Here is a 23,457-nt window from a genome sequence, read left to right on the forward strand (position 1 = left end):
ACCGGTCCGAATGGCGTGACTGCGCGCCTCAAGGGAACCTTAGCACGGAGAACCACGCGACAGGGAAATGATTGCGCCGACTGGGGAGCCATCGCCCTCGGATCGCGCTATCATCCCTGCGCCACGGATTACCCCGCGCCATGCGGACTCGTCGGCCTGAAAGGACGTCATGTCCTCCCCCTCGAACACGCCAGTCCGCACGCCGACGCGCGCGGTGTTTCAATGAGCCCGTGGAGCGCCGTGCTGGCGATCTTCGGCGTGCGCCAGGTCTCGATCCGGGAGGTGCGGGCCGAGGCCTTTTTCCTCGGCGGCCGGCACAAGGGCGAGATCCGGGAAGGCGCGCAGAAGGAGTTGCTGGCGCCCGGCCTGGATCCCGAGCGCGCCGCCCTCCTGAGGGCGGTCATTCGCACGACGCCGCCGTCCACGGTCGAGGGCGCGCGCCCATGACCGACGAAGACGCCCAGGCGATGCGTCGCGAGAACGACTATCTCAAGCGCCGGAACGCTCAATTGCAGAACGACGTCACCAGTCTCGGCAGCCAGGTCCTGCGCATGCAGCAGGAAATGGAGCGCCTGAGCGGTCGCCATCCCGGTCAGGCGCCAAACCCGCTGGCGAGCGGACAATCATGACCCTGACACCCGGCCAACGCGCGGCCCTGCAGAACCTGGCGCGGAAGAAGTCGGGCGAGGCGGTCGACTGGATCAATATCGGCGACGCCCGCGCGCTGACCGAACAGGGCCTGGCCGAGAGGACCGGCGGCGGCTGGGTCATCACCCCGGCCGGAGCGGCCGCGCTCGCCGCGTCGGGGGAGCCTTAACGGAAGGCCTTAGTTCCCTTCCTCGTCCACATAGATCACCACCGGCTTGCCGCGCGACAGCGGCTCCCAACCGGCTTCGATGGCCGAGGTGATGGCCTTGGCGATGATGCGCACGGGAATCTGCGAGGGCTTGAGCGGCGGCGCGCTGAACTTGGGTTTGGGGCCGGGCGGGAACTCGATCAGCGCCTCGCGCTGGCCTTCCTTGTGGCGCGCGGCGATCACCTTGCCGTGGCGCTCCGACGGGTCGTAGTTCCACTGCGGCAGCCGGTGCAGGCGCCAGACATAGGGGTGGCCGTCGACATCGATGTCGAACTCGACGGTGAGTTTGGTGGTTTTGGCCATGCGGGGGAATAACCCGATGTGGCTCCAAGAAAAAGGGCCGCCCTCCTATCACCCTCTCTCATGGAGAGAGGGAGGGGCCCGCCGCCGCAGGCGGTGGGAGGGTGAGTGGGTTCGCCGGTCCAAGCAAACCCACCACCGTCATCCCGCGCTTTATGCGCGGGACCCATCGTTCAGCTTCTACGTGAGAGTTTAGGCCCGCACTTCCACTTGCGGCGGACAAATGGGTCCCGCGCATAAAGCGCGGGATGACGGCCTAGATCCGGGTTTCTCCGGCCGCCTTTGTAACCACTCACCCTCCCACCGCTACGCGGCGGGCCCCTCCCTCTCTCTAAGAGAGAGGGAGTTCTTACCCTTACTGCAGCGTCGCCTTGCCGAACGACAACACGCCGTTCTCGACCCCGACGGCGATGACGCCGCCGTCCTCGATCTCGCCGGCCAGCAGCTTTCTGGCGATCGGGTCGATCAGTTCCTTCTGGATCACGCGCTTCAGGGGGCGCGCGCCGTAGACCGGGTCGTAGCCCTTGTCGGCGATCCAGTTCAGGGCCTCGGCGTCGATCGACAGCGTCATGCGGCGGTCGGTCAGCAGCTTCTCGACGCGTTGCAGCTGGATCTTGACGATGTCGCCCATGTGCGCGCGGGACAGGCGCTTGAACAGGATGATCTCGTCGATCCGGTTGAGGAACTCGGGGCGGAAGTGGCCGCGCACCATGTTCATCACCATCGGCCGGACGGCGTCCACGTCTTCGCCCTCTTCCTGGTTGGCCAGGAACTCGGCGCCGAGATTGCTGGTCATGATGATCAGCGTGTTGCGGAAGTCGACCGTGCGGCCCTGGCCATCGGTCAGGCGACCGTCGTCCAGCACCTGCAGCAGCACGTTGAAGACGTCCGGGTGGGCCTTCTCGATCTCGTCGAACAGGACGACCTGGTACGGACGGCGGCGGACGGCCTCGGTCAGCGCCCCACCTTCGTCGTAGCCGACATAGCCGGGAGGCGCGCCGATCAGGCGGCTGACCGAGTGCTTTTCCATATATTCGGACATGTCCATCCGGGTGATGGCGTGCTCGTCGGCGAATAGGAACTCGGCCAGGCTCTTGGTCAGCTCGGTCTTGCCCACGCCCGTCGGGCCCAGGAACAGGAAGCTGCCGATCGGCTTGGTCGGATCGTGCAGGCCGGCCCGCGCGCGGCGGACGGCGTCGGACACGGCGGTCAGGGCCTCGTCCTGGCCGACCACGCGACCGCGCAGTTCGTCCTCCATCTTGAGCAGCTTCTCGCGCTCGCCTTCCAGCATCTTCTCGACCGGCACCCCGGTCCAGCGGCTGACCACGGCGGCGATCTGCTCGGCGTCGACGACTTCCGGCGTCAGGGCGGCGGTGTCGCCTTCCTCGGCCTCTTCCAAGCGGCGTTCCAGGGCCGGGATCTCGCCGTACTGGATCTGGCCCGCACGCGCGAAGTCGCCGGCGCGCTGGGCGTTGGCGAGGTCGGCGCGCAGGCGGTCGAGGGCCTCACGGGCTTGCGCCGCGCCGCCGACCTTGTCCTTTTCGGCCTTCCAGCGGGCGGTCATCTCGTCGCTGCGGAACTGCAGGTCGTCGACCTCGACTTCCAGGTTCTCCAGGCGGTGCTTGGAGGCGGCGTCGGTTTCCTTGGAGAGAGCCTCGCGCTCGATCTTCAGCTGCACCAGGCGGCGGTCGATCTCGTCCAGCTCCTCGGGCTTGCTGTCGATCGCCATGCGCACGCGGCTGGAGGCCTCGTCCATCAGGTCGATCGCCTTGTCCGGCAGGAAGCGGTCGGCGATGTAGCGGTTGCTGAGCGTGGCGGCGGCGACCAGGGCCGAGTCCGAGATGCGCACCCCGTGGTGGACCTCGTACTTCTCCTTCAGGCCGCGCAGGATCGAGATGGTGTCCTCGACCGTGGGCTCGCCGACGAAGACGGGCTGGAAGCGGCGGGCCAGGGCCGCGTCCTTCTCGACGTGCTTGCGGTACTCGTCCAGCGTGGTGGCGCCGACGCAGTGCAGCTCGCCGCGCGCCAGGGCGGGCTTCAAGAGGTTGGAGGCGTCCATCGCCCCGTCGCCCTTGCCCGCGCCGACCAGGGTGTGCATCTCGTCGATGAACAGGATGATCGAGCCCTCGGCCGCCGTGGTCTCGGCGAGCACGGCCTTCAGGCGCTCCTCGAACTCGCCGCGATATTTCGCGCCGGCGATCAGGCTGCCCATGTCCAGCGACAGCAGCCTCTTGTCCTTCAGGCTTTCGGGCACGTCGCCATTGATGATGCGCAGGGCCAAGCCCTCGACGATGGCGGTCTTGCCGACGCCGGGCTCGCCGATCAGGACGGGGTTGTTCTTGGTGCGGCGCGACAGGACCTGGATGGTGCGGCGGATTTCCTCGTCGCGGCCGATCACGGGGTCCAGCTTGCCGTCGCGGGCGGCGGCGGTCAGGTCGCGGGCGTAGCGCTTGAGCGCCTCATAGCCTTCCTCGGCATTGGCGCTGTCGGCGGTGCGGCCCTTGCGAATGGCGTTGGCGGCGGTCTCCAGGGCCTGGGCGCTGACGCCGGCTTCCTTGAACAGCTTGGCCGCGTCCGCGCCTTCCTTGGCGATGGCGATCAGCAGGCGCTCGGTGGTGACGAAGGCGTCACCGGCCGCCTTGGCGCTCTTCTCGGCCTCGGCGAAGACGCGGGCCGTGTCGGGCTTCATGTAGAGCTGGCCGCCGGCGCCGTCGACGCGCGGGGTCTTGGCCAGCAGGGTCTCGACGCCGCCGTCCAGCTGGTCGGGGCGGCCGCCGGCGCTCTGGATCAGGGCGCGGCTCAGGCCGTCCTTCTCCTCGAGCAGCACCTTGAGGATGTGTTCGGGCGCGAACTGCTGGTGGCCGCGGGCCAGGGCCAGGCTCTGCGCAGACTGGACGGCCTGCTTGGCGCGGTCCGAATAGAGATCGATATTCATAGGTCTAAGGTGTCCCCTTCCTAGGCGGATCTGGACCGGTCGCCTCTTCTGAGCACGACCCGTCCCGATGGGGCATTTAGGTGTGGCTCCCTAGCCACACAAGGCTCACCAGCCCCGGCTAGCCAGATAACGTTCGAGCTCGGAAATCCGCACCGCGTCGGACGGGTGGGTCGAGCCCAGGTCGCCGCCGCCGGCTTGGCCGGCCTTGGCGTCCAGCGCCTGCATGTTGCGCCACAGCGCCACGGCCTCGCGGGGGCGGTAGCCGGCCCGCTGCATGAAGTCGACGCCCAGCTTGTCGGCCTCCAGCTCCTGCTTGCGCGAGAACGGCAGCAGCACGCCGAACTTGGCGGCGTCGCTGCCGTGGTCCTTGAGCAGCTTGCCAAAATCGGTGCCGCCGGCGGCCGCGCCGGCGATGCCCAGCAGGATCTTGGAGGTCCGCTCCTGCGACACGCGCTCGGCGGCGTGGCGAGCCACGACGTGGCCGGCCTCGTGGCCGATCACGGCGGCTAGCTGGTCGTCGTTCTCGACGATGGCCAACAGGCCCACGGTCACCCCGACATGGCCGCCGGGCAGCACGAAGGCGTTGGGGGCCTCATCCAGGAACACCGCGTAGTCCCAGGGCCGATTACCCAGGCCCGCGGCGGTGATCACCCGCTGGCCCACGGCCTGGACGCGGGCGTTCTTGCGCGGCTCCTTGGAGATGTAGCTGGTGCGCAGCGTATCGGCCCAGGCCTTCTCGCCCTCGCCGACCAGGCTGTCGTCATTGACGATCAGCAGCTGGTCGCGGCCGAGGTCGGCATTGTAGGCGCAGCCCGACACCGCGCAGGCGGCGGCCATCAGGAGCGGCAGGGTGAGGCGGCGCAAGGTTGCCATGAAGCTCGACTGTGTTTCCAACACGACACAAGCCTTATCCCTGGCCGGCTTGCCGGACGCAACCGGCGAAGCTTCCAGGACCTAGTCCTCGTCCAGCGGCCGGCCATTGCGGGCGCGCAGGTCGGCGATCAGGGTGCGCATGGCCCAGCCCGTGGCCTTGGCCATCTGCTCGCCGGTCAGGTTCCAGTGGTCGCGCATCTCCAGCCAGGGCGTGGTGTGCAGCACCTGCAGCATGGCGGTGGCCAGCACCTGGTCCTGCGCCGGCAAGTCCTTGACCAGATCGGCGGTGGCGGCGCTGTAGCGGGCCAGGCGCTCGTCATTGGTCGACAGCCGCATGACCCGGCCCTGGGGCGTGGACCGCACCAGGGTGGCGATCGGAGCGATGCTGTCGAAGCCGGTATAGATGTCGTGCAGGTCGTTGATCAGGTCGGCCTCGCTGGACGGATAGGTGACCCGTGGCCCGGCCAGCTCCTGCACCCGCGCATGCGCCGCCGCCATCAGCGCCTCGCGGTCTGGGAAGTAGCGATAGACCGTCCGCCGCGCCACGCCCGTGCGCTCGGCGATCAGGTCGTGATTGATGTCCATCCGCCCCTCGGCCAGCAGGTCGATCAGGGCGTCGGCGATGCGCGTGCGCATCTCCAGCTTCTGGGTCTCACGAGCGCCGGCCGTTTTGGGAATCTCACCATCCATGGCGGATGGATTTAGAGCGCGGCACATTTTGTGTCAAATTCTGATTGACACTTTTTGTGCCACATAGCATTCAGCGCTACCTCAACGAAGGGGATAACGATGCTATTTCACATGTCGATCGCGGCGCGGGATCCGCAACACGTGGCCGAGGTCTTCGCCGAACTGTGGGGCGGCGAGGCGTTTCCGTTCCCGCCGGTGTCCGACAACGGCTGGATCGCCGTGGCCGGCGATGATCGCGGCACGGCGCTGGAGGTCTATCCGGCCGATGTCGTGCTGCGCGAAGCCGACGGCGACGCGGACGCCTATGGCGAGGCCACCGGCCAGGTCGTCTACTCCGCCAGCCATGGCGCGATCGCCACGGCGCTGGACCTGGACGCGGTCATGGCGATCTGCGCCCGCGAAGGCTGGCCGGCCAAATACCGCAAGCGCGGCGGCATGTTCGGCGTGGTCGAGGTCTGGATCGAGGGCCGCCAGATGATGGAGATCCTCACCCCCGAGATGCAGGGCGAATACCTGGCCTGCATGAGCTTCGCCACCTGGCGCGCCATCCGCGACGCCGTGGCGGCCGGCCAGGCCATGCCGGCCTAGCGGCGCAGCTCGAGGAGATCCAGCTTCGACTCCTGCTTGGGCCACGGCAGGGCCAGGCGATACTGGCCCGCGCCGATGCGCTCGAAGACGCCGACCTGGTCGCGCTCGGGATCGCGGCCATAGCGGGCGCGGCCCTCCCCCGTGCCCCACGCCACCGCGCCCAGGAACACCAGGCGCTTGTTGGTCTCGGGATAGAGGTTCCCGGCCTGGCGTTGGCTGCCGGTGGTCTTCTCCAGGATCAGATCGCCGCCCGGCGTCAGCGCGACCCGGCAGCGGAACCAGCCATAGGCCACATAGGACGGCCCGCTGCTCGGCGAGCCCAGCTTGATGGTGCGGCAGCGGTAGGCGCCCGGCGTCGGCTGCGGGCGGGCCATGGAGACGCGGGGGTCGACCAGCGCGCCCAGGGCTCGCAGTTCGCGCCCGTGGCCGTCAGCGCGGGCCTGCGACAGCGCTGCGTCCCAGGCCTCGTCCAACTGCTCCAGCCGGCGGACATCCGATCCCTTGGCGTCGGCGCGCCAGTCGCCGGAGGCGGCGTGAGCCGAGCCGGCGGCGAGGAGGGACAGGGCGAAGACGGCGGGCAAACGCATGGCGGCTCCTGAGCTTTGCAGTCAGGGGTAACGCGGGGGTGCGGCGGGAGTTCGGCTAACGACACCCCTGCTTCAGCAATCCGTCCATCGCCGCCGCCAGCTTGCCGCCCAGCACCCGCTGCCCCGCCGTGGTCAGGTGCAAGGTGTCGGCCTTCAGCGGCAGGCCGCCGGCCGGGACCATGGCCACGCAGAGCGGCATCGGTCCCGCCTGGACCGCCTGGATCGCCGACCACGACGGATAGGTTTTGGGCGCGGAAACCTCCGGCGACGGCGGGTCGGCCAGTTGGACCAAGACCAGCGGCAGGTGCTTGGACCCCAGGTCCGCGCGGAACCGGGCGACCAGGACCTCGAAGCTCTCGCGCCAGCCGGCGGCGGAGTCCGAGCGGGCGGCGTCGGTTTCACCCTGGTACCAGAGGATCCCCCGCACCTTGCCAACGGCCTTGGCGCGGGCCAGGCACGAGCCGTAGAGCGTGTCCCGCCCCTCCCCCGGCGTCCACTGCGCCATGGACGAGCCACCCTTGGCGCAAGGGACCAGCAGGATCGGCCGACCGTTAAGGCCGTGCAGGGTCCGAGCAAAGAACAGGCCCGGCCCGACGGCGGCGATCGTGTCGGTCGAGATGGCGTCGACCTGGCCGATGGCGGTGTCCAGCGGCTCGACGGCGGGCCGGATCGTCTCCTCGTTGCCGTAGAGCGTGATGGCCGGATCGGCGAGGCGCTCGGCCGCCGTCAGCTCCTCGACCAGCCCCCGGCCCGACATGTTGGACTGCCCCGTCAGCAGATAGACGTCGGGCTTTTGCGCCATCAGCGCCAGGGCCAGCAGCAGGCCGCTCATTTCAGCACCGCCAGCGGGATGGCGGCCGCCATGGCGCGATAGCCGGCCGGCGAGGGATGCAGCAGGTCGCCGCTGTCGTACTCGGCCTTAAGCCGTTCGGGATGAGCCGGGTCGCGGGTGACGGCGTCCAGGTCGACCACGGCGTCGAAGGCGCCCGACGCGCGGATCCACTGGTTCACCGCCTGGCGGTCGGCGTCGGCGTCCGCGTCGGAGCGGTAGGTCTTGGTCCCGCCGAACGGCAGGATGGTCGCGCCGACGACGCGGATCCCCTGGCCGTGGGCGCGGTCGATCAGTTGGCGATAGCCGGCCTTCAGCCCCTCGACCACTGCCTGGCGACCTTCCGGCGTCACCGGGCCTTCGCGCGACAGCATGCCGATGTCGTTGACGCCGATCAGCACGATCAGGGTCTTCACGCCCGGATGGCTGAACACGTCGCGATCCAGCCGCGCCAGGCCGCTGACGCTGGTCCCGTCCTTGAGCAGGCGGTTGGCGCCGATGCCGGCATTGATCACCGCCAGGTTCCGGGTCCTGGGGTCGGCCTGCAGCCGCTCGGCCAGCACGTCGGGCCAGCGCTCGTAGCGGTTCACGCCCGCGCCGCTGCCGTCGGTGATGGAGTCGCCGAAGGTCGCCACCGCAAAGACCTTGGCGTTGTCGACCTCGACCCCGGCCAGCTGCAGCCATTGCAGGTTGGTGATCGCGCCCGGCAGGTCGGCGGCGTCCGGCGTCGCGCCTGTGGCCAGATAGGTCGTGGTGCGGCCCGAGCGGTGCTGGGTCGCCACGCTCGGCGCGGCCGGCATAGCAAGGCTGACGGCCAGGCGGTCCAGCGCCTTCACCGGCAGGGCCACGGGATCGGACAGCCACACCGCGCCGGCCGGAATGACCACCGCCTCGCGGCCGTCGAAGGTCACCTTGCGGTCGCTCCCCGCGACGATGGCGGCGCTGGCCGGCGCGGAGGACAGCGCCACATGCGCGGCGTCGATGCGCAGCGGCGCGGTCCCGAAAGCGTTGGAGAGCCGCAGGCGCACGCGCGGCCCGCCGGCGGTCAGGCGCACCACCTCCCGGACCACGAACGGCCCTTCCGGCCAGGTCGGCGGTTTCTCGGTCTCGGACGACACCAGCCCGGTCGACCAGGCGCTGACCCAGGGCGAAAGCCGTTCCGCCGCGTGGCCACTGGTCGCCAGCAGCAAGGCGCCCGCCAGCACCAGCATCGTACGCTTCATGCCGTCTCCCCGATCATTGGCGGGGACCTTAGCGAGTCCCACAAATGGGGCAATCGCTCCACGATATGGATGTCAGGAGTCGGCGGCGGCAAGTCCCGGCCCCATTCGCAACTTTCCTAACGAAATTCGAACTTGCACAACCGCGGCGGTCGCGAATGATTGTAACGCTAGTGGGATTCAGTAATAGGCGAGTGCGTGCGCGCCGGTGCGCAGATTTCCGTGGGGGGAACCAAGATGACTCTGGATCAGCTGATCAAAGCGTACACGGCCGTTCACGACGGGAAAGCGCCGGACGCCGCGACCCAGGCCCGGCTTCAGTATTTCGTGCAGCTGTCCGAGCAGCGGCCCACCGACGCGGCGGCGATGAGCTACATCGTCAACAGCGCCGACAGCACCACGGCCCTGGCCGTGCTCAGCTACCAGTTCTTCACGGGCAAGAGCCCGACGGCGGCTGGCCTCGACTTCCTGGTCAATTCGTCGAGCAACACGAACGACCTGAACGACGAGTACTATCGCAAGTTCAGCCTCGAGAACCGTTACATCAACTTCGCCGCCAACCTCGGCATGGGAGGCGAAGGCGCCAGCGTCTTCGCCAACAAGTACGGCGCGCTGAGCTTCGCCGACTATGTGGCCTCGATCTACCAGACGATCATCGGGTCCAACTATGCGGCGGCGGCGGGCATCAATCCCGCCCAGGCCATCGCCGACATCATCTCTCGCAAGGACGCCCTGCTGGCCACGGCGACCGGCGCCGGCATGATCAATTCCGGCATGACGGCCGCTCAAATCGACATCGCCCTGAAGGCCGCGACCGCCGGCTATCTGCTGGGCGAAGCGATCAAGGCCGACGTCGGCCTCTACGCCTCGGCCGCCAACAACTTCATGGTCGCGGTGGCCACCGGCACGGCCGTCTACAACACCGACATCACGCGGACCTATGCTAGCCCAGCCAACCTGACCGGCGGGAGCGGCCAGGCGGTGTCGCCGGGCTTCAACTTCCCACCACCAGTCGTCACCCCGCCCGAGCAATCCGTCAGCCACGCCTTCGCCCTGACCACAGGCCGCGACATCTTCACCGGCGCCGATCTGGCCGACACCTTCACCGGCCAGATCGGCGCCGGCGCGACGCTGAACGCCACCGACGTGCTGAACGGGGCCGGCGGCACGGACACGCTGCTGCTGACCAGCGACGCGGCGTCGTTCGCGCTGGACCCCAGCAAGATCACCAGTATCGAAGTCCTGCGCATCAAGGCCCAGACCCAGGCCCTGAACATCGACGTGGGCGGGATCGCCTTCACCGAGGTCAACAACAACGGCTCCACCCAGGCCCTGACCTTCGACAACGCCGCGCCGACCAGCACGCTGTCGATCAACAACACCACCTCCGACACCACCTTCGTCACGCCGAACACGGGGCTGGGCGGCAATGCCGACGCGATCACTCTGAAGCTGGAGGACGTGACCTCGGCCGCCGGTGTCACCATTACCGCCGACATCTCTCGCCCCAACGAGTTCGAGACGCTGAATATCGTCTCGAACGGGTCCGGGACCAACGCGATCACCCTGGCCACCGACGCCGACCAGACCAGCCTGTCGACGATCAACATCCGCGGCGCGGCCGGCCTGACCCTGCGGTTCGCCGCCGGCGGCGGCGACCACACCGCGCAATATGCGACGACCATCAACGCCCACAACCTGACCGGCGCCCTGGACATCATCACCGGCGTGGTGGCCAACACCATCACCGGCGGCTCGAGCAATGACGTGATCCAGCTGGGCGCTCAGGGCGTCAACGCCGTGTCGGGCGCCGACGCGATCGCGACGGGAGCCGGCAACGACATTATCCGCTTCGTCGGCAACAACCCGGCGGGCACGGGCGGTGCGACCGACCTGACCGCTTTCGCCACCATCACCGACTTCTCACTCGCCAACGACAAGCTGGCCTTCAGCGCCAACGACGCCGACTTCAGCCTGACGGCCGATAACGGCGGGCCTTTCACCGTGACCGGTCTGTCCAAGATGAATAGCGCCGGTGGCCTCGATCCCAACGATCCGATGGTGGTCCAGGAGATCGAGCAGAATGGCCCGCCCAGGGATCGAATCTCCGGCGTCACCTTCTTCAAGCTGACGGAAGCCGTTGCGTTCACCACGGACGTGAAGGGCACGTTCAGCGCCGCGCTCGGCGGGTCAGTGCTCAACCTATTGGCGAGCGACGCCAACTATCTGATCTCGGTCTATGACACGACCCACAGTCAGATGATTATCGGCGTCGTGAACATCAGCCGCGGCGGCTTCAATTCCTTTAGTGGGCAAGATTTGACCGATGACGCCGGCGTCGCCGTCATCGGGGTCGTCAACATGTCGCAGACAGATTACGGCCTCTTCGGCGCGACCCATCTGGGCACGGCGTTCTAAGCCAGCCGTCGTCACTGGGCACCTGAGACAGGGCGACCCTCAAGGTCGCCCTGCGGGTATTCGTGGGGCCGAGCGAACGACCCAAATCGTCAGTCCAATCTGACATTTTTGGTCAGGCCAGTTTGACAAAGCCAAAAAACATGGTCATGCCAATCGCGCGACAGTCATTCGTGTACGTCGCGGCAGGAGGCGACCGTAACGGCGGCGCGCTCTGGGGAAACGAAAGGTCTTTTCTCGGACAGCGCAGGTCCGTTCGACGCTCTCAAAAACATCAAAAATAACAAAGCGTAATGCCGGGTAACCGGTCACCTCGATGAGCAGGAGGGGAAAACTTGCTCATGCAAAAAGGGGTGGAATACCAATGTCTCGATATAACAACGGGCTCGTGCGTCGCGCGGGTCTGCTGGTCAGCGTCTCGACAGCCGTGCTGTTGAGCGGCGGCTACGCCATGGCCCAAGACAAGACGGCGGCTGACGAGTCTCAGGTCGTCGAAGCCGTCACCGTGACCGGCTCGCGGATCACCGCGATCGCCACCAATGCGCCGACGCCGGTGACGGCCGTCTCGACCGAACAGCTGACCCAGACCACGCCCAGCGCCCTGCCGGACGGTCTGAACAAGCTGCCGGTGTTCCAGGGCTCGTCGATCCCGACCCGCTCGGGCGACGGCGCGGGCAACCAGGCCCAGAACGTACTGGCCCTGCGCGGCTTCGGCGCCCAGCGCACGCTTGTGCTGATCGACGGCCACCGCCAGACGCCGTCCAACGCCAACGGCACGGTCGACGTCGACTCGGTGCCGCAGATGCTGATCAGCCGCGTCGACGTCGTCACCGGCGGCGCCTCGGCCGTCTATGGCTCGGACGCCGTGACGGGGGTGGTCAACTTCATCCTCGACAAGAAGTTCACCGGCCTGAAGATCGAGGCCAACGCCGGGATCTCCACGTACGGAGACGGCCAGAGCTACAAGTTCGGCATCGCCGGCGGGGCCAAGGTGCTGGGCGGTCGCGGCCACGTGATCGGCTCGTACCAGCGTCGCGAGACCGACGACGTCGACAACTTCGACCGCGCCTACGGCCGGGGCGTCTACACCCTGACCGGCAGCGGCACGGCGGCGGCGCCCTTCACCACCTCGGCCAATGTCCGCCGGGGCGACAGCGCGTTCGGCGGCAAGATCACCGCCTGCACCAATTCGTGCTCGGCCCTGAACCAGCAGTTCATCAGCAACGGGGTGCTGGGTCCGTTCCTGCCCGGCCAGACCACCGGCACCGGCAACCAGAACGTCGGCGGCGACGGGGCCTATGCCCGCTACACCACCGCCCTGGTGGCCATGCGCCAGGACGAGCTGTTCGGCCGGTTCGACTTCGACCTGACCGACAACGTCCAGTTCTACGCCCAGGCCTCGTATGCCAACGCCTATAGCGGCGGCTGGCACTTCCCGGTCAAGCTGACCCCCGGCAACGGCCAGGCCAGCACCTTCTACAAGAACAACCCCTTCCTGAACGCGGCCACGCGCGCGGCCCTGGGCGACAATGGCGCCTCGGACGCGACCAACACCTTCCAGATGGGGACCTACATCATCAGCACGGGCCCCAAGGGCCTGACCGGCACGCGCAACGTCAACGAATATACGAACTTCAACACCGGCCTGTCGGGCACGCTGGGCCAGTACCGCTGGGACCTGTTCTTCACCCACGGTCGCAACGACCTGATGGTCGAGAGCCGCAACAACTCCAACTACCAGAAGCAGTTCGCCGCCCTGGACGCGGTGACCGTCGGCGGGACGGTGCAGTGCTACGCCGCCACCCAGGCCGCCACGGCCGCCGCCTACAAGGGCTGCGTGCCGCTGAACGCCTTCGGCCCGACGGCGATCACCCAGGACGCCTTCGACTGGTTCACCGACAACACCCACCAGAACGTCATCAACACGATGGACAATGTGGGCGGCAGCTTCACCGGCACCGCCTTCGACAACTGGGCCGGCCCGATCAACTTCGCCGTCTCGGCCGAAGCGCGCTGGAACAAGTACACGGTGTGGAGCGACGCCAGCCCGACCGCCACGGTCGACTGCACCGGCCTGCGCATCTGTAACGCCGCCCTGCCCCTGTGGGCCCAGCCGGTCTCGGCCAATGTCACGGCCAAGAACAACGTCTGGGAAGTCGCTGGCGAGCTGGCCATTCCGCTCTTGAAGGACCTGCCGTTCGTCAGCAGCCTGGATGCGAACCTGGCCGGTCGCTACACCGACTACAGCACCTCGGGCAGCGTCCAGACCTGGAAGGTCGGCCTGGACTATCGCGTCAACAACAGCCTGCGGTTCCGGGCGACCACGTCGCGCGACATCCGCGCGCCGACGCTGAACGACCTGTTCCAGCCGATCCAGGCCTCGGTCAGCGGCTTCGTCGACCTGCATACCTCGACCAGCAGCACGGTGTTCATCTCGACCCAGGGCAACGCCAACCTGGTGCCGGAAGTGGCCCGCACCTACACGGTCGGCGCGGTGTTCACGCCCAGCTTCCTGCCCGGCTTCAACGCCTCGGTGGACTGGTACAAGATCAGCATGGACAACGCGATCGGCTCGATCGCGGCCAGCAACACCAGCATCCAGCAGCTGTGCGAGGCCTCCGGCGGCAGCTCGCCCTACTGCGCGCTGTTCGAGCGTCCGCTGCCGTTCAGCAACACGACCCCGGCCAACTTCCCGACCAAGGTCTATAACCAGAGCCTCAACACCGCTTATACCGAGATCAAGGGCTTCGACTTCGAGGCCAACTATCGGTTCGAGGCCCTGGGCGGGTCGTGGTCGGCGCGTGTGTTCGCAAACCACCAGCCGACCAACATCTCGCAAGCCTTCCCCAACGCCCAGTTCAGCAAGGTCTCGGCGCCCAAGACCCGGGTGACCACCTTCCTGCGCTACGAGCGGGGCGACCTGGCGATCGGCCTGCAGGACCGCTGGCTGAGCGGCTTCAGCAAGATCACCAACATCCCGCGCACGCCGGCCGAGAAGCAGTACTGGGTCGATCCGGACGTGCGCGCCTTCAACAGCGCCGACGTCAATGTCGAGTACAAGTTCGGCGGCAATACCACCGCCTATGTCACGGTGCAGAACGTGGGCAACGCCAAGCCCGAGATCGTGCCGCTGGCCGGCTCGATCGGCCTGACCTTCCCGGTCCCTCCGGGCCAGGACATCATGGGCCGCTACTACACCGTGGGCGTTCGCGCGCGGTTCTAAAGGGCAAAGAAAAAGGGAGCCGCTTTCGCGGCTCCCTTGATCTTGTCACCGCTCTTGAGCGGATCAGGCGTCTTCGGATTCCGAACCGGCCGGAGCGCCCTCGCCCGCTTCGAAGCTGCGCGGCGCGCGGCGACGACGGGGCTTCTTCACCTCTTCACCACCGTCGGCGGCGGGAGCCTCCGCAGGGGCTTCAGCGGCCGGAGCTTCAGCCTTCGGCGCGCGGGTCGACTTGCGGCCCAGGAAGGCCGGAGCCTCGCTGATGGCGCCGTCCTGGCCGCGCAGCACGGGCGAGCTTTCGCTGGTCGAGGCGTTCGAGGTCGGCAGCGGCGAGGCTTCCGGCTCGATCACGGCCAGCGGGTCACGCTCGCCGCGCGGCTGCCAGTCACGGTCGCGGTTGCGATCGCGGTCACGGCCCCGACGACGGCCTTCACGGCCCTCGCCCTCACCGCCCTGCGGCTGTTCACCCTCGGCGGCGGCCGGACGGTCTTCACGGGGACGATCATCCCGGGGGCGGTCGTCGCGGTCACGGAAGCGGTCTTCGCGAGGCCGGTCGTCGCGCGGGCGATCGTCACGGGGACGGTCGTCCCTGGGGCGGTCATCACGCGGGCGGTCGTCACGGGGACGATCATCGCGCGGCCGGTCGTCACGAGGGCGGTCATCGCGGTTGCGGTCGCGGTCGTCGCGGTCACGCCAGCGGTCGCGGCGGCCTTCGCCTTGGCCCTGGTTGTCGCGGGGACGATCGTCGCGGTTCCGGTCGCGATCGCGGCCTTCGCGGTTGTTGTCGAAGTTGCGGTCACGGTCGCGGTTGCGATCGCGGTCACGGTTTTCGAAGCGGTCGCGGCGCTGCTCGCCGCCTTCACCGTTCTCGCCGCCTTCGCCCTGGCCTTCCGGCTGGGCGGGGGCTTCGGCGACTTCCGGCTCTTCCGGCGGCTCGGCTTCGAAGTCGATTTCGTAGGCCGCGTAGACGTCCTTGCCGACGATGTCGGACACGGGACGATTCGGCTGGATGGCGCGCAGGACGCGGAAATAGTGTTCGGCGTGCTGCAGATAGTTCTCGGCCAGAACCCGGTCACCGGACGACGTCGCGTCGCGGGCCAGCTGCTGGTACTTTTCATAGACGCTCTGGGCCGCGCCGCGAACCTTGACCCCTTCGGGCCCGTTCGAGTCGAAAGCGCGGTTGGCGTTGTGCTGTTGAGGCTTGCCGCCGCTGCCACCGCGATTGTTGCGGCCGCGCTGGCGCTTCATGCCTTTGAAATCTCTCATGGTCTCTCTGAACCTGTCCGGAGGTCAGTCTTGCGCTGGCGCGTCCGGCCTTGCTGGTCTCTGAGCGGGTCGAACCCTGTTGAGTTTCAGAGACACTGGTTTCCGTAGAGCCCCCGCCCTGTCTTTGGGCGCGGCGACCGGCGAACCGGGCGCGCCTGCCAGGGGAGCCTCACAGACGTTGTAGACGTCTGCTTTTCCCGTCACCTGGCGATCTGGAAGGGGACATGACTCGTCTAACGGTTCACGCCCCGGTTTCCAAGGGGTTTTTCACCCCCGTGACAACACGGTCGTGCGTCGACAGGTCTTTGATCGTCTGGACCTGTTGCGCGCCCGCCTCGCGGAACAGCGCTTCGACGGCTTCGGACTGGTCGAAGCCGATCTCGACGGCGAACATCCCGGCCGGTTTCAGCACCCGCAGGATCTCCGGCGCCAGCAGACGATAGGCGTCCAGGCCGTCGGCCCCGCCGTCCAGGGCCAGGCGCGGCTCGTGGTCGCGAACCTCGGGCTCCAGCGTGTCGATGACGGCCGTCGGGATGTAGGGCGGGTTGGAGACCACCAGGTCGAAGCTGGCGTCGCCCAGGCCCGCCGTCCAGTCGCCGTGCATGAAGGCCGCGCGGGTGTTCAGGTCCAGGCTGGCGGCGTTGTCGCGGGCCACGGCCAGCGCCTCGGCCGAGGCGTCGATACCCAGGCCCTTGGCGGCCGGACGCTCGGCCAGCACCGCCAGCAGGATCGTACCCGAGCCGACGCCCAGGTCCAGCATCGAGAACCCCATCTGCTCGGGGAAGGCCTTCAGCACCTCGTCGACGATGACCTCGGTCTCGGGACGGGGCGTCAGGACGTTCTTGTTCACCTGCAGCAGGATCTTCCAGAACCCCTTGCGGCCGATGATGTGGCTGACCGGCTCGCGACGCGCGCGGCGGCTCAGATAGTCCTCGAGGGTCGCCTCCTGCTCGGCCGTCAGCTCGCGATAAGGATCGGTGACGATTTCGGTGCGGCTGACATTGGCGGCCACCTCCAGCATCAGGCGCGCGTCGATCGACGGCTGATCGATGCCGGCGTCCTTCAGACGATCCTTGGCGGCGGTCCAGGCTTTGACGAGGGTCAGGGTCATGGGCGGGGTTTAGCGTGTTGGATTGGCGGAGGCGAGATAGGAAAGGCAGAGAGAAAGGGTATCCTGGGGACGCGGAGGACAGCTGATGGACCAGCGACCGAAGGATGCCGAATACGAGGCGAAACTGGCTGCGTTAAGGGCGGCGGTTCGAGCGGGCATAGAAAGCGGCCCTGCGGAAACCTTCGATGTTGAAGCCTTTCTCGTCGAACTGAATGAAGAATACGACGCCAATCAAAATCTGCCTTCCTAGGCCTCGTGCCTAGGACCCAGCGTTAAGTGCGCATTGAAGATCCATGGTGCGCTCCTAAGCCGGCGGGGAGCTTCCTCACACTTTGAACCCAGCCGAACCATGGGTCCTAGGCACAAGGCCTAGGAAGGCAGGTAGGGCGAGGTCTAAGCCAGGGAGAGAGCGTCCCCCTCCGCCACCGCACCGCCCGCCGTCACGTTCACATAGATCCCACAGAACATGTGCTCGTAGTTGTCGAACAGGGCCTTCACCAGCTCGACATCCCGCTCCGCCGTCGTGGGATCCACGTGAGTCGCCGCGCATCGGACGATGGGTTTGAGGACCGTTGCGGTCGCGCCGCCGACGGTCAGGGTCTTGCCGGTCCAGTCGTTCTCGACCCAGGCTGGCCAGCCTTCGACATAGAGGTTGGCGCGGAAGCGCAGGGGATCGAGGTCCATGCCCAGGCGCTGCCCAAGATCGCGCACGCTGGCCAGGTTGACGATCGAGACGTAGCCGGACTTGCTGTCCATGAACCGGTGCGCGCCCGGGCCTTCGATCACCTTGAGCGGCCCGGTGATCTCGCCGTCCAGCAGGTCGGCCAGCCAGCCCTCCAGCCCCGCCCGGCCCGCGTCGCTGCGCAGGTCGCCGGCGAAGTCGGGGCGGCCTTCCGCGCGGGCGGTGAAGACGCCGCTGGCCTCGTCATAGGCCGTGCGGGCCTTGGCGACGGCGGGGATCTTGGCCAGCACCGTGAACTTCATCTTCGAGATGTGGCCGGGCGCCTGCGGATCAAAACCACTGGGCCCGTCCTCAACCGCGTACAGCCGGTCACACGGAAAGCAGGCCCCGGCCTCCAGCGTCGCGGCGGTCAGGCGCTCGGGCGTGAAGCCCTTGACCGGGTGGCGGTAGATCGAGGCGATGCGGGCGTCCATGGCGCGGAAGATTGTGGACGACTCAGGTCCTGGCAAGGCTTGCGCGGAACAGAGCGCCGCCGTCCGGGTTTTGCAGGCCTGGAGGGCGTTTCATGGCCGACGCAGCAAAGCGTCCGATCCTAAAGTACCTGAAGTCGCGTCCGTACCACCTGGCGCCCTGGATCGTGCTGCTGGCCGTCGCGCCGTTCGCCTTTCCCAAGAAGCCTGTCGAAGAGCATATCGAGGCGCCGCCCGGCCTGTCGGAAGACCGCGCCATGCCGCCGGCCGACTTCGACCAGGCCGAGCCCAAGCGCGGCCGCGCCGCCCGTCATCCCGGCCACATCCCGCTCTTGGGCTGGCGCGACATCCTGTGGCGCACCTGGCGCGAGATCACCGTCGACCGCCTGCCGGCCGTGGCCGGGGGTGTGACCTTCTACACCCTGCTGGCCCTGTTCCCGGCCATCGGCGCCTTCGTGTCGCTGTACGGCCTGTTCGCCGACGTGCGCACTGTCGAGGAGCAGCTGCGCGAGATGCGCGGCGTCTTCCCGCCCAGCGTGGTCCAGATCGTGGGCGAGCAGATGCTGCGGCTGGCCAGCCAGGGCCAAGCCAAGCTGGGCGTGGCCTTCGGCTTCTCCCTGCTGCTGTCGATCTGGAGCGCCAACGCCAGCATGCGCGCGCTCTTCGACGGGCTGAACATCGCCTATGACGAGGACGAGAAGCGCCACCTCGTGCCGCGCACCCTGCTGAGTTACCTCTTCACCTTCTGCGCCCTGCTGTACGCGGCGGTCGCCTCGAGCGTGCTGATCGCGACGCCGCTGTTCCTGAAGGCCGCGCGCCTCTCGGCGTTGGACGAGATCATCGCACCGATCCGCTGGCTGCTGGTGCTGGGCATGACGGCCTTCGCCTTCGCCGTGCTGTATCGTTTCGCGCCCAGCCGGGCCCAGGCCCGCTGGCGCTGGGTGTGGATCGGGGCGGCGGCGGCCTCGGCAGGCTGGCTGTTCGGCTCGCTGGGATTTTCGTTCTACCTGGCCAACATCGCCCACTACGACGCCACCTACGGCACGCTGGGCGCGGTGATCGCCTTCATGGTCTGGGTGTGGTTCTCGATCATGGCCATCCTGGTCGGGGCCGAGCTGAACGCCGAGATCGAGCACCAGACCGCCGTCGACAGCACCACCGGCCCCGAACGCCCGATGGGCGCGCGCGGCGCGGCCATGGCCGACACGGTGGGGCTGGCCTTCCATCCCTGGGAGATGATCAAGCGCGAGGCGGGCATGGTCCGCCGCGTGACTGGCGGGGCCTGGAACAAGGTGCGCGGGCGCTGATTGTTCGGCTTGACCCCGGGAATCGGCTTGTTGCGACCGAGCGGCGTTCCTAGCTTCCGACCTTGACCGTCGGGGAGCCTTCCATGTCGCTGCTTCGCCCATACCAGGATCACGAACTGGCCGACCTGGCCGTGCTGGTGAACTCGGCCTATCGCGGCGAACTCGCCGAGAAGGGCTGGACCAGCGAGAGCTACCTGCTGGGCGGCCAGCGCACCGACGAGGACAGCCTGCGGGCCGACTTGGCGCAGACCCCCGGCTCCACCTTGCTCACCCTGCGCGACGAAGACGGCGCCAAGCCACACGCCTGCGTCTGGCTGCAACCCGGTGAGGACGACGACTGGTACGTCGGCATGGTCACCGTCTCGCCCCTGCGCCAGGCCGGCGGCATCGGCCGCACCATGCTGGAGGCCGCCGAGAGCTATGCGAAAGAACGCGGCGCCAAGCGCATGACCATGACGGTGATCTCGGTGCGCGACACCCTGATCGCCTGGTACGAACGCCGCGGCTACCGCCTAACCGGCGAGACCGAACCCTTCCCCTATGGCGACGAACGCTTCGGCGTGCCCCAGCGCGACGACCTGCACTTCGTGATCATGGCCAAGGCGCTGTAGACGCGCTAAGCCTTGGGGGCCTCGAAGAGGAACTCCCATGCATCGCTACATCCTGACCGGCGCCCCGGGCGCTGGCAAAACCGTGCTGTTGCGCGCCCTCGAGCGCGCGGGGCATGGCGTGGTCGAAGAGGCCGCGACGGACGTCATCGCCCTGGCCCAGGCCGAGGGCGGCGCCGAGCCGTGGACCGCCCCAGCCTTCATCGACGCGATCGTCGTGCTGCAAAGGCAGCGGGAAGCGCGGGCGGTCGGCGACGTCGTGTTCTTCGACCGCTCGCCAGTCTGCGCCCTTGCTCTGGCGCGGTTTCTCGGCCACCCGATTTCGCCGTTGCTGCGGGAGGAGTTGGACCGGATCGCGGGTGTGTACCAGCGGCGGGTGTTCCTGATGCGGGGGCTGGGCTTCGTCACGCCGACGGCCGCGCGGCGGATCAGCCTGGAGGACGCGCTGGCGTTCGAGCGGGTGCATGAGGCGGCTTATGCGGAGCTGGGGTACGAGTTAGTTTCGGTCGAGCCGGGGTCGGTGGCGGAACGGGTGGCGGCAGTGTTGACGCGCCTCTGAGCAGCGCCCCCTCCGTCACGTCGCCTATCGGCGCCGCGCCACCTCCCCCGCAAGCGGGGCAGGAGGGTGAAGCTGCCTCCTCCCTCGTGAAACGGGGGAGGTGGATCGATGCGGATACGCATCGAGACGGAGGGGGCGCTCCAGCCGCATTACCGAAGCTTAAGTAGCCGACCGCCCCCACCTCCCCTCACATGCCCCGATCCAAACTCAGGGGCTCTCCATGTCGCTCACCCTCCGCGCGGCCATCGCCGTGCTCGCCCTGTCCGTCGCGGCCTCGGCCCAGGCCGCCGTCACCCCGGTCCCCGTCGGCCAGCCTCTCGCCCGGTTCGACAAGCTCAAACCCGCCACCCACCGCTATCTGCGCTACAAGCAGGTCGGCGACACGATCCAGCCGCTGGACGTCTGGACCCGCGAGATCCGCATCGAGCCCGACAAGGCCGGCGTCAAACGCCTGCACATCGTCCAGCACTGGGATGGCGCGACGCCGGGGACGGTGAAGACGCTGGACAGCTGGTTCGAGCTGAACACCTTCCGCCCGTTCACCCACGAGCGCCGCACCACCAAGGACGGCCAAACCAAGGTCGAGGGCTTCGACTTCAAGCCCGACCGGATCGTCGGCCTGAAGGACCTGCCGGACAACGCCCAGGCCGCCTATGACGTGGCCTCGCCGCAGCCGACCTTCAATTTCGAGACCGACATGGAGTTCCTCCAGGCCCTGCCGCTGGCGGCCGGCTACGAGGCGCAGATCGTCTTCCACCATCCGGGCGGCGGCGCGCCCGCGCCGTACGTGTTCAAGGTGACGGGCAGCGCGGTCCTGACCAGCTCGGCCGGCGGCAAGGTCGACTGCTGGGTGGTGACCACCGACTACAACCGCCCGGAGATGAAGCCCACGACCTTCTGGATCGCCAAGGACAGCCAGGTCGTGATCAAGAACGTCGCCACCGCGCCGGACGGAGCGGTGTGGGTCAAGACGCTGATCTGGTAGGCGCTATTTGCTGGTGAAGACCTTGCGGCATAGCTGGTCGGCGAAGTCGCGGGACATCTGGGCTTCGACGTCGGCCAGGGTCTCGAACTGGTACTTCATGTTCGTCCAGCCGGCGCCGCTGGTGCGCACCGAATGCGTGGCCAGCACCGAACGCGTGGCCGGGTCGTAGAGGCGGACCTCGCCCTGCAGATTGCTGCCCGGCCCCATGTTGTCGCGCAGGCTGGGGTTGGAGCGGTGATACTTGGTGATGTCGACCTGCAGGGTCACCGGATAGGTCCCCTTCACGCAGCGCGCCAGCTTGGCCGACACCTCGCGGGTGAAGACCGTCTGGAATTCGTCGGTGGAGTCGGGCGGGCTGTTCACCTGCACGGCCGTGACCGTCACGCGCGGCGCGGTCGGCGCGGCGGCCTGGGCTATGGCGGACGTGGCGAAGAGCGCGCCGCATACGGCGGCCAGGACGGACTTGAGCATGACGGTTCCCCTCGAACCCTCGCCTCATAGCAAAGCTTGACGTCGCCCGCCTAGATCACCGCCCGTGAGCGCTCGGCCACTTCGCTGAACAGCGCGCTGGCGACGATCTCCAGCCCCCGCCGCAGGGTCTCGCGGTCGGGCACCGCGCCCAGGCAAACGCGGACGCCGCTTTCGAAGCCGACCTCGACCACCGGCGCGCTTGGCGGGGTGACCTCGGCGCCGCCGCGCAGGGCGCGGCCGGCCAGGCGTTCGGCGTCCAGCTCGTTCATCGGCAGCCAGACGTGGGGGGCGGTCTCGGACTGCGGGGCCTCGATCGCCGGGCCCAGCAGGTCGCGGACCAGGCTCATGCGGATGCGGGCCTCGTCGCGGGTCTCGGCCAAGATGGCGTCGGCGCTGCCGTCCTCGATCCACTGGGTGGCGATCAGGCCGCCGAAGGCCGGCGGGGCGTAGGTGGCCACCCGCACCGCGTCCAGCACCCGCTCGAACATCTCGCTGGCGGGCGCGACCAGGAAGCCGGCCCGCAGGCCCGGCGCCAGGGTCTTGGAGACGCCCGAGACGTGGAAGGTCCGCTCCGGAGCCAGCATGGCGAACGGCGGCGGCGAGCCCTCGGCATAGGCGCCGTAGATGTCGTCCTCGACGATGGTCAGGTCGTACTTGCGGGCGATACGGACGATGTCGTCGCGGCGGGCGCGGCTCATGATCCGGCCGGTGGGGTTCTGCAAGGTCGGCAGCACGGCCAGCACCTTGGCGCCGGTCTCGACGATCGCCGCCTCCAGGGCGTCGGGGCGCAGGCCCTCGTGATCCATGGCCAGGCCGCGCACGCGCCAGCCGCTGTGCAGGCCCAGGGTCTTGAGGCCGTGATAGGCCAGGCACTCGGTCAGCAGCGTCTCGCCCGGCCGCATCACCGCGCCCAGGGCCAGGGACAGGCCCTGCTGGGCCCCGGCGCAGCAGATCAGCCGCCGCCAGTCGACGCTCTCATAGCTGCTGGTCCGCGCCAGCCAGGCCGCGCCCGCGCGCCGCTGGGCGTCGTGGCCGGTGGGCGGGGCGTAGGCCAGGTGCTCCAGCAGGTCGGCCCGCTTGCGCAGGCGCGCCAAGGCCTCGGGCAGGCGGGCGCCGGCCGGGGCCTGGGGGGCGATGTTCTGGGCCAGGTTGATCGGACCGGCCCGTTCGTAGGGACGGTGCTCGGCGGGCGCGTTGACGAAGCTGCCCCGGCCGACATGGGCGCTGACCAGGCCCGCCTTCTCGGCCTCGACATAGGCCCGGGTGACGGTGCCCAGGCCCACGCCCAGGCGGTAGGCCAAGTCGCGCTGCGGCGGCAGGCGCACGCCGGCGGCCAAGGCGCCCGAGGCGATGTCGGCGCGCAGCACCGCCACCAGCCGCTCGTAGAGCGGGGCGTCTCCGTCGGGGATGACGGGCGTCCAGATGGCGGCCACGGCAAGCGCTCCTTTATTGTCACGATGACAATATGCAATTTGACTCACGATA

Annotated in this window: 23 protein-coding genes and 2 pseudogenes; 11 read left to right on the forward strand and 14 right to left on the reverse strand. The window is 68.2% G+C overall.

The window, feature by feature from the left end; all coding sequences use genetic code 11:
- Window positions 1–240: 240 nt before the first annotated feature.
- From AC1RRR_RS11665 to AC1RRR_RS11675, 3 genes are read left to right on the forward strand one after another with little or no spacing between them, the layout of a single operon-like run.
- On the forward strand, window positions 241–447 hold the full coding sequence (locus tag AC1RRR_RS11665; protein ID WP_492813183.1) for a hypothetical protein: 207 nt from the start codon (window positions 241–243) through the stop codon (window positions 445–447).
- Window positions 444–629 (forward strand): coiled-coil domain-containing protein, encoded by a 186-nt coding sequence (locus tag AC1RRR_RS11670; protein WP_492813184.1) that lies wholly within the window; start codon window positions 444–446, stop codon window positions 627–629. The genes AC1RRR_RS11665 and AC1RRR_RS11670 overlap by 4 nt, the downstream gene beginning before the upstream one ends.
- Entirely contained in the window at window positions 626–817 is a 192-nt protein-coding gene (locus tag AC1RRR_RS11675; protein ID WP_492813185.1) for a hypothetical protein, read from the forward strand. The genes AC1RRR_RS11670 and AC1RRR_RS11675 overlap by 4 nt, the downstream gene beginning before the upstream one ends.
- Window positions 818–826: 9 nt before the next feature.
- On the opposite strand, the gene AC1RRR_RS11680 is transcribed toward AC1RRR_RS11675, so the two are convergent.
- From AC1RRR_RS11680 to AC1RRR_RS11695, 4 genes are all read right to left on the reverse strand, one after another.
- Window positions 827–1,159 (reverse strand): hypothetical protein, encoded by a 333-nt coding sequence (locus AC1RRR_RS11680; protein ID WP_492813187.1) that lies wholly within the window; start codon window positions 1,157–1,159, stop codon window positions 827–829.
- A gap of 352 nt (window positions 1,160–1,511) precedes the next feature.
- Complete coding sequence (gene clpB / locus AC1RRR_RS11685; protein ID WP_492813189.1) at window positions 1,512–4,091, reverse strand: ATP-dependent chaperone ClpB; 2,580 nt, start codon at window positions 4,089–4,091, stop codon at window positions 1,512–1,514.
- A 105-nt stretch (window positions 4,092–4,196) separates the two neighbouring features.
- Window positions 4,197–4,964 carry a M48 family metallopeptidase gene (locus AC1RRR_RS11690; protein ID WP_492813191.1) on the reverse strand — a complete coding sequence of 256 codons (768 nt, stop codon included), beginning with the start codon at window positions 4,962–4,964 and terminating at the stop codon, window positions 4,197–4,199.
- 81 nt (window positions 4,965–5,045) lie between these two features.
- Entirely contained in the window at window positions 5,046–5,600 is a 555-nt protein-coding gene (locus tag AC1RRR_RS11695; RefSeq protein ID WP_492813193.1) for a TetR/AcrR family transcriptional regulator, read from the reverse strand.
- 153 nt (window positions 5,601–5,753) lie between these two features.
- Here AC1RRR_RS11695 and AC1RRR_RS11700 point away from each other — a divergent pair, with 153 nt between their 5' ends.
- Entirely contained in the window at window positions 5,754–6,242 is a 489-nt protein-coding gene (locus tag AC1RRR_RS11700; RefSeq protein WP_492813195.1) for a hypothetical protein, read from the forward strand.
- On the opposite strand, the gene AC1RRR_RS11705 is transcribed toward AC1RRR_RS11700, so the two are convergent.
- From AC1RRR_RS11705 to AC1RRR_RS11715, 3 genes are read right to left on the reverse strand one after another with little or no spacing between them, the layout of a single operon-like run.
- Complete coding sequence (locus tag AC1RRR_RS11705) at window positions 6,239–6,829, reverse strand: DUF4893 domain-containing protein (protein WP_492813196.1); 591 nt, start codon at window positions 6,827–6,829, stop codon at window positions 6,239–6,241. The two genes, AC1RRR_RS11700 and AC1RRR_RS11705, sit on opposite strands and share 4 nt — an antisense overlap.
- Before the next feature lie 55 nt (window positions 6,830–6,884).
- Window positions 6,885–7,661: a sialate O-acetylesterase gene (locus AC1RRR_RS11710; protein ID WP_492813197.1), complete on the reverse strand. Its 777-nt coding sequence runs from the start codon at window positions 7,659–7,661 to the stop codon at window positions 6,885–6,887.
- Complete coding sequence (locus tag AC1RRR_RS11715) at window positions 7,658–8,881, reverse strand: SGNH/GDSL hydrolase family protein (RefSeq protein ID WP_492813198.1); 1,224 nt, start codon at window positions 8,879–8,881, stop codon at window positions 7,658–7,660. Before AC1RRR_RS11715 ends, AC1RRR_RS11710 begins: the two co-directional genes overlap by 4 nt.
- A 234-nt stretch (window positions 8,882–9,115) precedes the next feature.
- Between AC1RRR_RS11715 and AC1RRR_RS11720 the strand changes: the two genes are divergently transcribed.
- The gene (locus AC1RRR_RS11720) at window positions 9,116–11,296 is read left to right on the forward strand and encodes a hypothetical protein (RefSeq protein ID WP_492813200.1); all 2,181 of its coding nucleotides are present in this window, start codon (window positions 9,116–9,118) and stop codon (window positions 11,294–11,296) included.
- Between the two features lie 361 nt (window positions 11,297–11,657).
- Window positions 11,658–14,516: a TonB-dependent receptor domain-containing protein gene (locus tag AC1RRR_RS11725; protein ID WP_492813202.1), complete on the forward strand. Its 2,859-nt coding sequence runs from the start codon at window positions 11,658–11,660 to the stop codon at window positions 14,514–14,516.
- A 63-nt stretch (window positions 14,517–14,579) separates the two neighbouring features.
- Here AC1RRR_RS11725 and AC1RRR_RS11730 read toward each other — a convergent pair whose 3' ends face one another.
- The 3 genes and pseudogenes from AC1RRR_RS11730 to prmC all read right to left on the reverse strand — a co-directional run bounded on the left by AC1RRR_RS11730 (window position 14,580) and on the right by prmC (window position 16,890).
- Window positions 14,580–15,779 carry a DUF4167 domain-containing protein gene (locus AC1RRR_RS11730; RefSeq protein ID WP_492813204.1) on the reverse strand — a complete coding sequence of 400 codons (1,200 nt, stop codon included), beginning with the start codon at window positions 15,777–15,779 and terminating at the stop codon, window positions 14,580–14,582.
- Between the two features lie 4 nt (window positions 15,780–15,783).
- A pseudogene (locus AC1RRR_RS11735) lies at window positions 15,784–15,983 on the reverse strand (hypothetical protein); the annotation flags it as partial.
- A 37-nt stretch (window positions 15,984–16,020) separates the two neighbouring features.
- Complete coding sequence (gene prmC / locus AC1RRR_RS11740) at window positions 16,021–16,890, reverse strand: peptide chain release factor N(5)-glutamine methyltransferase (protein WP_492813206.1); 870 nt, start codon at window positions 16,888–16,890, stop codon at window positions 16,021–16,023.
- Window positions 16,891–16,999: 109 nt separating this feature from the next.
- Here prmC and AC1RRR_RS11745 point away from each other — a divergent pair.
- Window positions 17,000–17,140: pseudogene (locus AC1RRR_RS11745) on the forward strand (type II toxin-antitoxin system ParD family antitoxin); the annotation flags it as partial.
- 143 nt (window positions 17,141–17,283) lie between these two features.
- On the opposite strand, the gene AC1RRR_RS11750 reads toward AC1RRR_RS11745, so the two are convergent.
- A complete protein-coding gene (locus tag AC1RRR_RS11750) occupies window positions 17,284–18,045 on the reverse strand; it encodes an MOSC domain-containing protein (RefSeq protein ID WP_492813208.1) in 762 nt (253 codons plus the stop codon).
- A gap of 92 nt (window positions 18,046–18,137) precedes the next feature.
- Here AC1RRR_RS11750 and AC1RRR_RS11755 point away from each other — a divergent pair, with 92 nt between their 5' ends.
- From AC1RRR_RS11755 to AC1RRR_RS11765, 3 genes are all read left to right on the forward strand, one after another.
- Window positions 18,138–19,349, forward strand: coding sequence for a YihY/virulence factor BrkB family protein (locus tag AC1RRR_RS11755; protein ID WP_492813210.1), 1,212 nt, complete (start codon window positions 18,138–18,140; stop codon window positions 19,347–19,349).
- An 83-nt stretch (window positions 19,350–19,432) separates the two neighbouring features.
- Complete coding sequence (locus tag AC1RRR_RS11760) at window positions 19,433–19,960, forward strand: GNAT family N-acetyltransferase (protein ID WP_492813211.1); 528 nt, start codon at window positions 19,433–19,435, stop codon at window positions 19,958–19,960.
- Between the two features lie 37 nt (window positions 19,961–19,997).
- Window positions 19,998–20,516, forward strand: coding sequence for an AAA family ATPase (locus AC1RRR_RS11765; RefSeq protein WP_492813213.1), 519 nt, complete (start codon window positions 19,998–20,000; stop codon window positions 20,514–20,516).
- A 24-nt stretch (window positions 20,517–20,540) separates the two neighbouring features.
- Here AC1RRR_RS11765 and AC1RRR_RS11770 read toward each other — a convergent pair whose 3' ends face one another.
- Window positions 20,541–20,666 carry a hypothetical protein gene (locus AC1RRR_RS11770; protein WP_492813214.1) on the reverse strand — a complete coding sequence of 42 codons (126 nt, stop codon included), beginning with the start codon at window positions 20,664–20,666 and terminating at the stop codon, window positions 20,541–20,543.
- Window positions 20,667–20,736: 70 nt separating this feature from the next.
- Here AC1RRR_RS11770 and AC1RRR_RS11775 point away from each other — a divergent pair, with 70 nt between their 5' ends.
- Entirely contained in the window at window positions 20,737–21,501 is a 765-nt protein-coding gene (locus tag AC1RRR_RS11775) for a DUF3108 domain-containing protein (RefSeq protein WP_492813216.1), read from the forward strand.
- 3 nt (window positions 21,502–21,504) lie between these two features.
- Here AC1RRR_RS11775 and AC1RRR_RS11780 read toward each other — a convergent pair whose 3' ends face one another.
- Together AC1RRR_RS11780 and AC1RRR_RS11785 are read right to left on the reverse strand one after the other, a co-directional pair.
- A complete protein-coding gene (locus AC1RRR_RS11780; protein ID WP_492813218.1) occupies window positions 21,505–21,972 on the reverse strand; it encodes a hypothetical protein in 468 nt (155 codons plus the stop codon).
- 50 nt (window positions 21,973–22,022) lie between these two features.
- Window positions 22,023–23,405 (reverse strand): aminotransferase-like domain-containing protein, encoded by a 1,383-nt coding sequence (locus AC1RRR_RS11785; protein WP_492813220.1) that lies wholly within the window; start codon window positions 23,403–23,405, stop codon window positions 22,023–22,025.
- Window positions 23,406–23,457: the final 52 nt, after the last annotated feature.

This window comes from Caulobacter sp. GW821-FHT12D05 (assembly GCF_058807295.1).

Coding starts and splice junctions, on each gene's coding strand:
- AC1RRR_RS11765 (WP_492813213.1), top strand. CDS start 19,998: ATGCATCGCTACATCCTGACCGGCGCCCCGGGCGCTGGCAAAACCGTG.
- AC1RRR_RS11770 (WP_492813214.1), bottom strand. CDS start 20,666: ATGCGGCTGGAGCGCCCCCTCCGTCTCGATGCGTATCCGCATCGATCC.
- clpB (WP_492813189.1), bottom strand. CDS start 4,091: ATGAATATCGATCTCTATTCGGACCGCGCCAAGCAGGCCGTCCAGTCT.
- AC1RRR_RS11680 (WP_492813187.1), bottom strand. CDS start 1,159: ATGGCCAAAACCACCAAACTCACCGTCGAGTTCGACATCGATGTCGAC.
- AC1RRR_RS11755 (WP_492813210.1), top strand. CDS start 18,138: ATGGCCGACGCAGCAAAGCGTCCGATCCTAAAGTACCTGAAGTCGCGT.
- AC1RRR_RS11700 (WP_492813195.1), top strand. CDS start 5,754: ATGCTATTTCACATGTCGATCGCGGCGCGGGATCCGCAACACGTGGCC.
- AC1RRR_RS11715 (WP_492813198.1), bottom strand. CDS start 8,881: ATGAAGCGTACGATGCTGGTGCTGGCGGGCGCCTTGCTGCTGGCGACC.
- AC1RRR_RS11730 (WP_492813204.1), bottom strand. CDS start 15,779: ATGAGAGATTTCAAAGGCATGAAGCGCCAGCGCGGCCGCAACAATCGC.
- AC1RRR_RS11675 (WP_492813185.1), top strand. CDS start 626: ATGACCCTGACACCCGGCCAACGCGCGGCCCTGCAGAACCTGGCGCGG.
- AC1RRR_RS11750 (WP_492813208.1), bottom strand. CDS start 18,045: ATGGACGCCCGCATCGCCTCGATCTACCGCCACCCGGTCAAGGGCTTC.
- AC1RRR_RS11720 (WP_492813200.1), top strand. CDS start 9,116: ATGACTCTGGATCAGCTGATCAAAGCGTACACGGCCGTTCACGACGGG.
- AC1RRR_RS11710 (WP_492813197.1), bottom strand. CDS start 7,661: ATGAGCGGCCTGCTGCTGGCCCTGGCGCTGATGGCGCAAAAGCCCGAC.
- AC1RRR_RS11775 (WP_492813216.1), top strand. CDS start 20,737: ATGTCGCTCACCCTCCGCGCGGCCATCGCCGTGCTCGCCCTGTCCGTC.
- AC1RRR_RS11760 (WP_492813211.1), top strand. CDS start 19,433: ATGTCGCTGCTTCGCCCATACCAGGATCACGAACTGGCCGACCTGGCC.
- AC1RRR_RS11725 (WP_492813202.1), top strand. CDS start 11,658: ATGTCTCGATATAACAACGGGCTCGTGCGTCGCGCGGGTCTGCTGGTC.
- AC1RRR_RS11780 (WP_492813218.1), bottom strand. CDS start 21,972: ATGCTCAAGTCCGTCCTGGCCGCCGTATGCGGCGCGCTCTTCGCCACG.
- AC1RRR_RS11690 (WP_492813191.1), bottom strand. CDS start 4,964: ATGGCAACCTTGCGCCGCCTCACCCTGCCGCTCCTGATGGCCGCCGCC.
- AC1RRR_RS11705 (WP_492813196.1), bottom strand. CDS start 6,829: ATGCGTTTGCCCGCCGTCTTCGCCCTGTCCCTCCTCGCCGCCGGCTCG.
- prmC (WP_492813206.1), bottom strand. CDS start 16,890: ATGACCCTGACCCTCGTCAAAGCCTGGACCGCCGCCAAGGATCGTCTG.
- AC1RRR_RS11670 (WP_492813184.1), top strand. CDS start 444: ATGACCGACGAAGACGCCCAGGCGATGCGTCGCGAGAACGACTATCTC.
- AC1RRR_RS11695 (WP_492813193.1), bottom strand. CDS start 5,600: ATGCGCACGCGCATCGCCGACGCCCTGATCGACCTGCTGGCCGAGGGG.